Annotated in this window: 9 protein-coding genes; 8 read left to right on the top strand and 1 reads right to left on the bottom strand. The window is 54.9% G+C overall.

The features are described from left to right. Positions 1 to 187 precede the first annotated feature (187 nt). Entirely contained in the window at positions 188 to 2,590 is a 2,403-nt protein-coding gene (locus tag VH413_00450; protein HEX3797140.1) for a GH92 family glycosyl hydrolase, read from the top strand. A 177-nt stretch (positions 2,591 to 2,767) separates the two neighbouring features. On the opposite strand, the gene VH413_00445 is transcribed toward VH413_00450, so the two are convergent. Then, positions 2,768 to 3,352, bottom strand: a complete 585-nt coding sequence (locus tag VH413_00445) for a hypothetical protein (protein ID HEX3797139.1) — start codon at positions 3,350 to 3,352, stop codon at positions 2,768 to 2,770. A gap of 723 nt (positions 3,353 to 4,075) precedes the next feature. Between VH413_00445 and VH413_00440 the strand changes: the two genes are divergently transcribed. The 7 genes from VH413_00440 to VH413_00410 all read left to right on the top strand — a co-directional run bounded on the left by VH413_00440 (position 4,076) and on the right by VH413_00410 (position 13,155). Further along, positions 4,076 to 5,740, top strand: coding sequence for an FG-GAP-like repeat-containing protein (locus VH413_00440; protein HEX3797138.1), 1,665 nt, complete (start codon positions 4,076 to 4,078; stop codon positions 5,738 to 5,740). Between the two features lie 105 nt (positions 5,741 to 5,845). Further along, positions 5,846 to 6,898 (top strand): ligase-associated DNA damage response exonuclease, encoded by a 1,053-nt coding sequence (locus VH413_00435; protein ID HEX3797137.1) that lies wholly within the window; start codon positions 5,846 to 5,848, stop codon positions 6,896 to 6,898. Then, complete coding sequence (locus VH413_00430; GenBank protein ID HEX3797136.1) at positions 6,895 to 8,622, top strand: ATP-dependent DNA ligase; 1,728 nt, start codon at positions 6,895 to 6,897, stop codon at positions 8,620 to 8,622. The genes VH413_00435 and VH413_00430 overlap by 4 nt, the downstream gene beginning before the upstream one ends. Then, positions 8,622 to 11,144: a ligase-associated DNA damage response DEXH box helicase gene (locus VH413_00425; protein ID HEX3797135.1), complete on the top strand. Its 2,523-nt coding sequence runs from the start codon at positions 8,622 to 8,624 to the stop codon at positions 11,142 to 11,144. Before VH413_00430 ends, VH413_00425 begins: the two co-directional genes overlap by 1 nt. Then, the gene (pdeM, locus tag VH413_00420) at positions 11,141 to 11,809 is read left to right on the top strand and encodes a ligase-associated DNA damage response endonuclease PdeM (protein ID HEX3797134.1); all 669 of its coding nucleotides are present in this window, start codon (positions 11,141 to 11,143) and stop codon (positions 11,807 to 11,809) included. The genes VH413_00425 and pdeM overlap by 4 nt, the downstream gene beginning before the upstream one ends. 240 nt (positions 11,810 to 12,049) lie before the next feature. Beyond that, positions 12,050 to 12,592: a DUF4142 domain-containing protein gene (locus VH413_00415; GenBank protein ID HEX3797133.1), complete on the top strand. Its 543-nt coding sequence runs from the start codon at positions 12,050 to 12,052 to the stop codon at positions 12,590 to 12,592. 26 nt (positions 12,593 to 12,618) lie between these two features. Then, on the top strand, positions 12,619 to 13,155 hold the full coding sequence (locus VH413_00410; protein ID HEX3797132.1) for a type 1 glutamine amidotransferase domain-containing protein: 537 nt from the start codon (positions 12,619 to 12,621) through the stop codon (positions 13,153 to 13,155). Positions 13,156 to 13,370: the final 215 nt, after the last annotated feature.

Genomic DNA, 13,370 nt, shown 5'->3' with positions numbered 1-13,370 from the left:
CAATCACTTGCGTCGCTGATTGAATGTCTGATTGGGCAGTGTGCTACGAAGCTTACGAGTGTAAGGTCATGGAAGCCAAAGCAACCATTTCCTGACCGCAACCAGCAGTTTTGCTCGCACACGCCGACATCACGACTTAACTCTACCAGAGAGTTCACAATGAACGCAAGCGTCCAATTCGCGGACTTTGAAAGCAGGCGACTTTGTTAGCGTGGGTGTCAAAATTCAGAATGGTGCATCGGATGGCTACGGAGTAAAAAAGGTTATGCAAACCACGAAAATCTCCCAAGCCGAAACCATCAGAGGAGAAGTCCTCAGATTTGGGAAATTAAAATCCAACACTCCCCGGCCTGCCGGAATTGCCAACGGCAAATCAATATTCCGGCCGGTAGATAGCAAAACAAACATTTTTAATTGCGTTGGAAATTCAATACAGCTTGTGATTGCGGCGTTGATGATGGTCGTAACAGGTTGCAGTCATCTCAGCCAAACAGGTCGTTCGCTGACGAGCTATGTGAATCCCTTTGTCGGAACCACCGTTCTGACCAACAGCGCCGACCTCGGCTATGTTGCGTCCTGGCGGACTTGGAATGGCTTGAACGCGCCCGCAGCGACTGTTCCCTTTGCCATGGTTCAGGCAGTTCCCATTACTACTTATGGCAGCGGGAGCGGATATGAATACGAAGTCAATACGATCAAGGCTTTTGCTCAAACGAGCGATACGCAGTGGGGAAAGCAGAACATTCCCATCATGCCACTTGAAGGCAGCGGATTCACTGCCGATGATTTTGCATCGAAATTTAACCACGCCGGTGAATCGGCCCACCCGGGTTATTATCAGGTTCGCCTGGAACGCTACGACATCAACGCTGAAGTAACTGCCACCAGGCGGTGTGCTTACTACAAATTCACCTACCTGGGCGGGCAAGAGAAGAAACTCGCATTCGATCTAGTTCATTCAGGAGGCGGCAGCAGCGATTGGGATTTGCAGCAGTCGGGTGATTATGCCGTTTCGGGAAAGCAGGGTGGCTTGTGCTTTTATTGCGTGATGAATGAGCGCATCAAAAGCATAGATACCTACAAGCGTGATCCCAACCAGCCCGTCATTCCGCGTTCCGGCCAGGGCGCTGGCGGTCGAAGAAGAATCAGCGGGAAGATTGACGTTCCGGTAATCAGCTTCGAAAAGGAAAGCAAGCCTTTGGAGGTAAAGATCGCCCTTTCCTATACGAGCATCGAAGCGGCAAAACACAATCTGGAAGTTGAGATTGGCGGAAAAAGTTTCATTCAGGTTCGCAAAGAGGCGAATCAAAACTGGGAAACGATGCTCGACAAAATTCAGGTAACCGGCGGAACTGACCGGCAGAAAGAATTGTTCTACTCCTGCCTGTTCCGGCAGTTCTGGTTCCCGAGTCTTACCAGCGACGCCGGCGCAGAATTCGAAGCGCTGACGAGTCCGGCCTTGTGGGATACTTTCCGCACTAAACTGGTCCTGTTGGACATGCTGCTTCCTGATGTCAGCAACGAGATTATCAACTCCATGTTGCGCCGCAGCGCGCGTTCGGGATTTCTGCCCACCTCGTTCCACGGCGATTTTGGTTCGGCTTACATAACGGGGTCGTATCTGCGCGGCGTCACGAACTTTGATGTTCAGGAGGCATTCCACTACATGCTTAACAATGCCAACACTGGCGACGGCAATCGGGCAAGGCCTCACAACAAAGAATATATGGCGCTCGGCTATGTTCCCGAAGCCAACCTCGCCCACCCGGTGACCGAAACTAAATCTACCGCTGGAACCACCAAGACGCTGGAGTATGCCTATTCCGATTATTCCATCGCGCGGCTTGCCCAAGCGCTGGGCGACACCAACACGTACAACGAAATGTTGAAGCGCAGCCAGAACTACAAAAATGTATTCGATCCGGAAACTGAGCTGATGAGAGGCCGCCTTGCCGATGGAACCTGGTATGCGCCGTTCGATCCATATTATCCCTACTATGAGTTTATGTATCGCGAGGCTAATGCCTGGCAGGCATCTTTCTTCGTGCCGCAGGATACGCAGGGCTTAATCAGCCTTTACAAAAGCCCGGCGGATTTCGAGCGGAAACTCGACGATCTGTTTACTATTCCCTGGAAAGGATATGCCAGGGACAATCTATCGTGTTTTCTCGGACAGTTCTGCATGGGTAACCAGCCCGACTTCAACTATCCTTACCTCTATTATTTCGTGAATAAGCCGGAGAAATCACAGGCCGTTCTCACCAAGCTGCTCTTCCATTACTTTGGCATGGGTGCTGAAGGTCTGGCTTTGCCAGGAATGGACGATCAGGGTTCGCTCACGGGATGGTATGTCTTCAATGCCATGGGCATCTACCCTTACTCCCCAGCCGACCCTGAATACATCGTATCAGTGCCTATTTTCGACAAAATCGCCATAACCCTGGGCAACGGCGAGACTTTCACCATCGTCAAAAAAGGCAAAGGCGATAATATTGATAAAATCACCATCGGCGACAAGCCGCTTGACGGATGGTTTGTAAAACACACCGATATGCTGCAAGGCAAGGAGATGAAAATTTATTTGAAATAGCGGAACTCAACTATTCTCGCATCCATTTCCAATGAGCCCGATTCGCAGAGCAGGACACACTTCCAAAGCTGCAACATTTGTCGGCACGGTTGATCTTCCGGTACAGAAAAAAGGCGAAGGATTTAAAAATCACTTCGCCTGGAGTTTGATCGGCGCCGGATAAACTGGCGCGATGGATCAGACTTTTTTGAATTTGCGTTGCACGAGCGCGCAACTGAAAAGGACGCCACCCAGCAGCATGACCGTGTTCGCATTGTCGGGCACGGGGACCTCGGTGGTGGAGGAGAACGTGAAGGTAGCTACGCCGATGGTTTGGGCTGACAGCATGAATTCACCGCTGGTAGGGGTTTCACCAGTGATGAAGGCCGTGCCCATGCCCGAAAGCAACATGCCGGTCGGGTCAGCGAAGTCTTCATGAATGGAACTGATGTCGAAGGAATACGTTTTTGCGCCAACGGTGAAAGTCCACAGGGGATCAATCGGCGTGCTGGCGTTGGCCGGGTTCCAGATAAAGGGCGTGACGGTCACAGCGGCGCCGGAAGTGCCGGTGTAATCTCCGAACAGCGCTGAGTTCGCGCCGACGAATACGTCCTGAAATGACAGGAAGCGCGTTGAGGTCATGAAGTTGGCGCTGTCAGTGACGGCGGTGCCGGAGAACGAAACCGTTCCCGAGATGGAACCGGCTTGCGCGGTTCCGGTGAGTCCCAATGCGCCGAGGGTGAGGGCCGCGGCGCAGGCGAGTGTAGCTGGTTTATTTTTCATTTTGTTTGGCTCTATCTGATGATTCTGGTTAGTGATCGTGGTCGGTTTGCTCATTCCGCATACCAATTAGCGAAGGTTTCAGCACGGCCAGTGCCACCGGTATTTTGCAAGGCCCGCGCTGTTCCGGCGGAGGTAACACTCAATTCGTGGTTTGGGCGCGCAAAAAAAAATGCGATTTGCAAATTCTTCTAACTCCTTCAAGTAACAGTTCCTTTTCGCCGCACGATTTTTATTTCCCAAGTGGAACCTTGCAAATTGTCGCGGGGCGGATGCGGATAACCGCACGCCTGCGGCGAGGTTTCGTCGCAATTCGCCATCGCGGCACACTTGCAAAATGCTAAGGAAAAACTTTTTGCAATAGGTATTTTGCAAGCAGCGTGCAAAAGGAGCCTTTGTAAACCGGCCTTTTGCAACGGAGCCAGCGGCGAGACATCGTGGCACTTAATTTGCAAAAGGCTACGGAGTCCAATCGTTTCGAGCGGACATCCGCCCCGATGGGTAGCGGATCGGCCAAACAAAAATCAGAAGGGCGATGCCAGCACGGCACATGCCTCAAGCAACTGTTATTATATTATGAATAAGATGCAGCCTGCACCAGACGACGACCGTTTCCGTATCGCATCCATTATTAATCCACACCAACAACTTTTTTCGCTCACTGGATTTCTGAAAATCTTGCGGCGAGTTTTTTGGCGCGCGGCTTTCGGGTTTTCCATTTTATTGATGAGTCTCATTGCGCCCGAAACCAGTTCTGCTGCGGGCTTCGTGCAGACTCTCGCCGCCACGACCATCACCTCCACCAGCGCGGTGTTGAATGCCTCGGTCAATCCCGGCGGTATCGCCACCTCGGTATCCTTTGAGATCGGTCCCACGACCAATTACGGGACCACTACGTTTTCCACGCCGATTGGTTCGGGATCGGTGACATTCACTTTCACGCACTTGCAGACGGGCCTCACTCCGGGCGCCACTTATCATTATCGTATTGTTGCCAGCAGTTCCGCAGGTGTTACCAATGGCGACGATATTTCGTTCGTGGCTTCCGCATCCACGGTCTTCAGTCTTGCGTCCATTGCTTTGCCGCCGGTGGGGCATGGCGCGATTGCGTGGGGAGATTTTGATGGCGACGGCAAACTCGATCTTCTGGTCACCGGCGAAAACGCGAGCTTCAATAATATCTCGCAGGTCTGGCGTAACACCGGCAATAATGTTTTTGCCAATCTCAACGCTACGATTGCCGGCGTCAGCAGCAGCGCGGCCGCAGTGGGAGATATGTATAATGATGGCAACCAGGACATCATGCTTTCCGGTTTCGCGGGGGTGGACGGACAGGGTTTTCCCGTGCGCGTGACCAAACTCTACCGCAATCTTGGCGGCGGATCTTTTAGTGAGGTGACGACTTCGCTTCCGGGGTTGGATACCGGTTCGATTTCGCTGGGCGACATGGATAATGACGGGCGGCTCGATGTTCTCCTTACCGGGTTCGGCGACAGCGGCGCCGTCGCGCAGGTGTGGCACAATCAAGGCAACGGAACTTTTGCCAACCTGAATGTTCCTTTGTCGGGGGTATTTTATAGTTCCACTGCGTGGGGAGATTTTGATGGAGACGGCAACCAGGATTTCGTCATCGCTGGGACGACTACGGATTTGAATAACGATTCTATTTGTCAGGTATGGCGCAATCTGGGCAACGGCACGTTCGCCAATATCAACGCCAATCTTCCGGGAGTTTCGCAGGGCGCAGTCGCGTGGGGCGATTTCGATGGCGATGGTAAACTTGACCTGGTCATCACTGGATTCGCGTCCAACGGACCGATCGCGCAAATCTGGCGCAATCTTGGCAATGGCACGTTCGCCAATGTGAATGCGGGACTTACCGGCGTGTCGGAGAGTTCAGTTGCCGTCGCAGATTTCGATAATGACGGGAAGCTGGACATTGCGATCACCGGTGTGGATGCGAACAGCAATTTCGTGGCGCAAATCTGGCGCAACCTCGGCAACAATGTTTTCACCAATATGTCCACCGGGTTCACCGGACTTTCCTTCGGCACGGCCACGTGGGTGGACACCGACAATGACGGACGTCTGGATCTGGTGATCACCGGTTATGATACCAACGTCAATCCCGTGCTCGCCCTTTATCACAACAACAGCCCGCTCGCGAACACGAACGCCTTGCGCCTCGGCGGGGTTTCCAAACTCGCGAATGGATTTTCGCACCTGAAATTTAATGCGCCCGCCGGGTTTAGTTACCGCGTTCAGGCATCGAGCGATATGGCGCATTGGACGGCGCTCGGCTCATCCGTGGCCACCAGCTCCGGCACTCAGGAATATAACGAAGTCAGCACAACGAACACCGCCCGCTTCTACCGCGTCTCGAATCCGTAACGACGAAGCTGGCCAGGAATGAAGTAACTCCGCCGACCTGTGCGGAGTTACTTTTCTTTTCGCCGCCGCATTCGCATCCGTGCCACTTGTGTTATAGTTCGCACGATGCTTTTGCAGAATACAGAACGCGGACTTTACTGCGTTGCGGGCGATTTCTACATTGACCCGTGGCGACCAGTGGACATGGCCGTCATCACTCACGGCCACTCGGATCACGCGCGTCCCGGTTCGCGGCAATATCTTACGGAAACCACTGGACGAGAGATTTTGCAGGTGCGCCTCGGTGCCGACGCCCGCATTGAGACGCATGCTTATGGAGAAACTTTTTCGCGCAACGGCGTCAAGGTTTCACTGCATCCCGCCGGTCACATTCTTGGTTCGGCGCAGGTGCGCATTGAACACGGCGGCGAAGTGTGTGTGGTCAGTGGCGATTATAAATTGGAGAACGACGGCATCTCGCAGCCGTTCGAGCTGGTTCGTTGCAATATGTTCGTGACGGAATCCACTTTTGGCCTGCCCATCTATCAATGGCGGCCACAGGCGGACATTTTTCGCGAGATCAACGATTGGTGGCGGCAAAACCAAATGGAAAAACGCACGAGCGTTTTGTTTTGTTATTCGCTCGGCAAGGCGCAACGCCTTTTGACGGGGCTCGATGCGAACCTCGGGCCGATTTTTTTGCACGGCGCGATGGAACGATTTTTGCCCGCATATCGCGCTGCCGGCGTGAAGTTGCCGCCGACGGCCAAAGCGGACGCTGACACGGTGAAAAGTGCTGAAGGCAAAGGATTCATTCTCGCGCCGGGTTCGGCGGACAATTCGCCGTGGCTGCGAAAGTTTGGCGACATCTCGACTGCCTTCGCCTCGGGGTGGATGCAAATTCGTGGGCCGCGCCGTCGCCGTTCGCTCGACCGGGGATTTGTACTGTCCGATCACGCCGATTGGGATGGATTGTGCCAAACTGTGGAGGCCACCGGCGCGGAAACGGTTTGGGTCACGCACGGATATACGAACGCATTCGCGCGCTACTTACGTGAAAAGGGAATCGCGGCTGAGGCCATCGAAACGCGTTTTGCCGGCGAGTTGGATGAGGAAGCGGATAAACCAGAAGAAACGCCCGCCGCCGAGGTGACCGAGACAGCCACCGAGCCATCGTGAAACGGTTCACCCAATTATTTTGTGAGTTGGATCAAACGACGCGCACGAATGAAAAAGTCGCCGCGCTGGAAAGTTATTTTCGTGAAGCGCCGCCCGCCGATGCCGCGTGGGCTTTGCAATTTCTTTGCGGCCGCACTTTGCCGCGAGCCGTGCCCACCAAAACGCTTTGGCAACTGACCGCCGAGGAAACGAATCTGCCGGAGTGGTTGATTGACGAATGCTATGACGCCGTCGGCGACATGGCCGAGGCGATGGCGCTGCTGATGCGCGACCCAGGCGAAGGTTCCAAACTTTCGCTTTCGCAAATTGTGGAGCAACGGCTGGTTCCCTTGCGCTCATTATCGGAGTTGGCGCGGCGCGAATTGTTGCGGCGGACGTGGCGTGAACTCAAAACCAGCGAACGGCTGGTATGGAACAAACTCATCACGGGAAATTTTCGCATTGGCGTGGCGCGCACGCTGGTCATCCGCGCTTTGGCGGCGGTCGCGAACGTGGACCCGGCGATCATGGCGCATCGCGTTCTCGGTTCGTGGCAGCCGACGCCCGAGGATTTTCAGCGGTTGATGAGCAGCGCGGATGGCGTCGTGGAAACCGCCAAGCCGTATCCATTTTTTTTGGCGTCGCCGATCGAAATCAAAATCAAACGTGGTGAGGATATTTCATCGCTTGGTGATGTGCGCGATTGGTTCGCTGAATGGAAATGGGATGGCATCCGCGCGCAACTAATCCGCCGTGGCGATGATACGCTGGTGTGGTCGCGCGGGGATGAAATGGTCACGGATTCATTTCCGGAAATTGTGGAAGCGGGCGCGAACCTGCCGCCGGGCACGGTGCTGGATGGCGAAATTCTCGCGTGGCAAAATGATCGTCCGCTACCGTTCGGCAAACTGCAGCGACGTCTTGGCCGGAAAAAAGTCGGCGTGCGCACTCGCAGTGAATTTCCCATCGTTTTTGTTGCTTATGATTTGCTTGAATTGGATGGGAAGGATTTGCGCGCGCGCCCACTGGTCGAGCGAAGGAAAAATCTCGAAGAAATTGTCGCGCAAGTGACTGCCGAGGCGTCGCAGAAAACGATCGGGATCGCGATGCCATCTTTGGAAACGCCATTGTTGCCAGGATTGGAAATTGGGAATTCAGTTCACGAAGACCTTGCGCTCAAGCCAGTATTTCCATTGCGCCTCTCGCCATTGGTGGAGGTCCAATCCTGGGAGGAACTCGCGCGCCTGCAAACCGAAGCGCGTGCACGCGGAGTTGAAGGACTGATGCTGAAGAAAAAGGATTCTCTTTATGGCGTTGGGCGGCAGCGCGGCGATTGGTGGAAGTGGAAGATTGATCCGTTCGTGATTGATGCCGTTTTGATTTGCGCACAACTCGGCCACGGGCGCCGCGCGAGCCTTTACACCGATTATACTTTTGGTCTTTGGGATCAAGGCCAACTGGTCCCGGTTGCGAAAGCTTATTCGGGTTTAACTGATGAAGAAATTTTGCAGGTGGATAATTTCGTGCGGCACAACACGACCGGGAAATTTGGCCCGGTGCGAACCGTGGCGCCCGCGCAAGTTTTTGAAATCGCATTCGAGGCGATCCAAAAATCCACGCGCCACAAGTCCGGCGTGGCGGTCCGGTTCCCGCGCATGAGTCGCTGGCGGCAGGACAAGAAACCTGAGGAAGCCGATACGCTGGATAATTTGCGCGCACTTGCTAATTTTGAGGATGCGGCCTGATGGAAGAGCAAAATTTATTCAATACGCCAGCAAGCCAAGCTGCTGGTGAAGCTGCTTTGAACCAATGTTTACAGTGGTTTAAGGAGCATCGTTGGAAGCCTTTTGATTTTCAACGTGAAACATGGGCAGATTATTTGGCGGGGCGGGGCGGATTGATTCACGCACCGACGGGCACGGGGAAAACCTACGCCGTTGCGATTCCGCCATTGATAGAATGGCTCACGGAAAATCCCGACCGGGAGCAGTGGCCGAAGGAAGTTCCGCTGCGCATGTTATGGATCACGCCGTTGCGCGCGCTGGCGAATGACACGGCGAAATCCATTCGCGCGCCGATTGAGGATTTGGGATTGCCGTGGACGGTGGAGTTGCGCACCGGCGATACATCCTCCGCCACGCGCGCGAAGCAACGCGAGCGTTTTCCCACGGTGCTGGTGACTACGCCAGAAAGTTTGTCGCTCCTGCTTTCGTATCCGGGCACGCGAGAGAAAATGGCGTCGCTCAAAAGCATTGTCGTGGACGAATGGCACGATCTTCTCGGCACGAAGCGCGGCGTGCAAACCGAGCTTTGCCTGGCGCGATTGCGCCATTGGTTTCCACAGCTTCGCACGTGGGGGCTTTCGGCGACGCTTGGGAATTTGGACGAGGCGCTTGCTGTCCTGATGGGGCAAAATGCCGCGTCCGCGCGGCTGATTTCGGGGGATCTGAAAAAACGCGTGGCCGTTGAAACCTTGCTGCCGAAAAATCTCGAGACGTTTCCGTGGGGCGGCCACCTGGGTTTGGATTTGCTGCCGCAGGTGTTGAAATATCTGGAGAAAAAACAGACGACGCTTTTGTTCACGAACACGCGTTCGCAAACGGAGATTTGGTTCCAGGCTTTGTTGAAAGCCAAGCCCGCGTGGGAGAATGAGATTGCGCTGCATCACGGTTCGATTGATCGCGCGGCTCGCGAGGAGGTTGAACAACGGTTGCGCGCGGGGACGATTCGGTGCGTCGTATGTACGGCGAGTTTGGATTTGGGCGTGGATTTTTCGCCGGTGGAGCAGGTGATCCAAATTGGCGCGCCGAAAGGCGTCGCGCGGATGCTGCAACGCGCGGGACGCAGCGGGCATCAGCCGAATGCGGTGAGCCGAATCGTGTGCGTGCCGGCGCATGCGCTCGAACTGGTGGAATTTGCCGCCGTGCGCGAGGCGATTGCGGCGGGGGATTTGGAATCGCGCCGGCCGCTGGAACATCCGCTGGACGTGCTCGCGCAACATCTCGTGACGGTCGCGCTGGGCAGCGGATTCGATGAAAAGGAAATGCTCGCGGAAGTGCGCAGCAGCCATGCGTATCGCGATCTCACGGATGAGGAGTGGCGCTGGTGCATGGACTTCGTGACGCTTGGCGGCCATGCGTTGCGCGCGTATCCGCAATACTCGCGCGTGCGCGAAACGAACGGGCTTTATGGCGTGCCTGACGAATTCATCGGGCGGCTGCATCGCATGTCCGTCGGCACGATCACGAGCGATAGCGCGGTCGCGGTGCGCGTCGTGCGCGGGCCGATGCTCGGCACGGTTGAAGAATCGTTCATCGGGCGATTCAAGCCGGGTGATAAATTTTCGTTTGCGGGACAAACATTGGAACTCGTGCGCATTCGCGACATGACCGCGTGGGTGCGGCGCTCGAAGAAAATGAGCGGCGTGGTTCCGCAATGGATGGGCGGGCGAATGCCCCTTTCATCCCAACTTGCGCGCGTGGTGCGGCAAAAACTTTCGCAGGCGAACCATGGGATTTTTGACGGGCGCGAGATGCGCGCGGTCGAGCCGGTTTTAAAAATCCAGGCGCACTGGTCGCGTATTCCTGAGCCGGATGAATTGCTGATCGAGCGATTGCAGATGCGCGATGGCGTGCATCATTTTATTTTTCCCTTCGCGGGGCGGTTGGTGCATGAAGGGCTCGCGGCGTTGGTGGCGCATCGCGTCTCGAAACTTTTTCCGGCTTCTATCGCGGTGACGTTGAACGATTACGGGTTTGGTTTGTTGTCAGCGACGGCGCTTTCATTGAGCGATGAAGATTGGCAAAAGGTTTTTTCGCAGGAGAATCTTTTGACGGATTTGCTTGCGTGTTTGAACTCGGCGGAACTGGCGCGCAGGCAATTTCGCGAGATCGCGCGCATCGCCGGGCTCGTGTTCCAGGGTTATCCCGGCAGCGGCAAGACCACGCGGCAGTTGCAATCTTCCAGCGGACTTTTTTACGATGTCTTCACGCAATACGATCCGCAGAATTTGTTGCTCGAACAGGCGCGGCGAGAAGTTTTGGAACGCCAGCTTGAAGTGGGCCGGCTCAACGGAACGCTGGGCGAATTGAAGACGATGAAAATTGTGCGCTGTGAGACGCCGCGGCTTACGCCACTTTCGTTTCCGCTGTGGGCGTCTTTCGTGCAGGCGAACGTGACTTCGGAAAAATGGGCTGACCGCGTCAAGCGGATGGCGTTACAGTTGCAGGACGTCGTCGCGGAAGAACAGGCGGCGGCAAAGAAATGATGCTGGAAATTGATTGTGCGGGCGAACGGCTGGCGTTGCTGGCGGAGAAGGCGGTTTTTTGGCCGCGCGAACGGGCGATGATCATCGCCGATTTGCATTTAGGGAAACCCGCGGCGTTTCGCAGGGCGGGCGTGGCCGTGCCGGAAGGGACCACGCTTGGGGATCTGGAACGCCTGGATAAAATTTTGCGCGAAACCGATAGCCGCCGCCTCATTGTGCTGGGAGATTTTTTTCATGCGCGGGCCGGGTTGCAACCGGAGATGCTGGACACCGTCGCCGCGTGGCGCGAACAAAACGCCGCGCTGGAAATCATTTTGATTCCCGGAAACCACGACAGGAAATCGGGATCGCCGCCGGCTTTGTGGCGCGTTTTGGAGACGGAGGAATGCTGGAGCCGCCCGCCGTTTTTATTTTGCCACGAGCCGCACGCGGAACCAGAAAGTTACATGCTGTCGGGCCATCTGCATCCGGCGATTGTTTTGCGCGAGGCTTACGGCGGCGGCGTCCGGGCGCCGTGCTTTTGTTTTGGTAAGCGCAGCGCGATTCTTCCGGCGTTCGGCAGTTTCACGGGCATGAGCAATTTACAACCGCAACGCGGCGACCGGATTTTTGCGATCAGCCGCGTGGATAATGAAGTGATGGAATTGACAGTGCCTTCGCGTTGATCCGAGCAATGGCCGCGATTCCACGCAATTCGCAATCTTTTCCGGCGCAAATTGCATAAGGCATTTTTGAGGAAAAGGCCAGACCGGCTGGAAAGTCCATCCATTGAGGGCATTAAAGGTGGTTTTAACCAAGGAATGGGCCGAAACCGGCTTGGCACAACTTTCGCTGAAGTCAGCAACGGCCTTGAGAACAGGCCGGTTTTGAAGTTCGTCAGCCAACAACACAAATTAACAAAACCTATGAAACAGTCATCGAAACTTTTGAGTTATATCACAGTCGGAACTTTGTTCGCGCTGGGGCAGTTTACCGTGGCGCAGGCGGCGGAAAATCGTGGCCAGCTTTCGGAGCACGATTTTAGCTTCGTTTGCAAGGCTGCCGAGGGTGGCAATGCGGAAGTCAGCTTCAGCCAGGTTGCCGTGAGCAAGGCATCGGATTCGGCCGTGCGCGATTTTGCGCAACGGATGGTGACCGACCACACCAAGGCCAACCATGAATTGACCGGACTGGTGTCGCAGAAAGGCGCGACGCTGCCGGACGCCGAGCCGAAGAAAGTCGAAAAGGAGACGGAGAAATTGCAAAATCTTTCCGGCAACGATTTCGACAAGGCGTATATGAAGATCATGCTTAGCGACCACGAAAAAACGGTGAAAATGTTTCAGAAAGAAGCGGACCACGGGGACGACGCCGATTTGAAGGGCTGGGTTTCCAAGACGCTGCCGACCTTGCAGGAACATTTGAGCATGGCGCAGACGACGGAAGCCGCCGTGAAAGCGAAACCTTGATTGGTAATTCGGCCACGCATTAAGCCATGAAAACCGAATTGAAAGGCAAACGGATCGCGATACTCGTCGCGAACGGTTTTGAACAAAGCGAATTGGAAGGGCCGAATGAAGCCTTGAAGGAGGCCGGCGCTGAGACCGATATCATCTCGCCAGAGAACGGAAAGGTCAAAGGGTGGGATGAAACGGACTATGGCAAAGAATTCGACGTGGATGTGAAATTGAAGGATGCCAAAAGCGGCGATTACGACGCCCTAGTGCTGCCGGGCGGCGTGATGAATCCCGATAAATTGCGCACGCTGCCCCTGGCGGTGAGATTTGTGCGGGAGTTTTTTGACGCGCATAAACCGGTGGCAGCAATTTGTCACGGGCCGCAGACGCTCATCGAAGCGGGTGTCGTGAACGGACGAAAAATGACGTCGTATCCTTCCATCAAAACGGACTTGATCAACGCGGGCGCAAGTTGGGTGGACGAAAAAGTTGTCGTAGATGAAGGCTTGATCACCAGCCGGAAGCCGGATGATATTCCGGCTTTCAACAAAAAGATGATTGAAGAATTCGCCTGACGACAAAAACGTCTCGCGCAATTTGCGAATAAAATGCGGCACTTTTTTGCAATCTGCAAGAGGTGTCGCTTTTCTTTTGCTGATTTTATTGCATTTTACGGGTGGTATATGTCGTGCTGAACATTCGAGAAGCCGCAAGATTTTGCTGGCGATAATAATAGCAATGGTTGATGGCCTTTAAGCCGGGCCGGGGATGGAGGGATGACAAGGCTTGG

This window comes from Verrucomicrobiia bacterium (assembly GCA_036268055.1).
GTDB lineage: Bacteria > Verrucomicrobiota > Verrucomicrobiia > Limisphaerales > Pedosphaeraceae > DATAUW01.
Note: the sequence above shows the minus strand (reverse complement) of the source record. Positions and strands in the feature narration are given on the sequence as shown.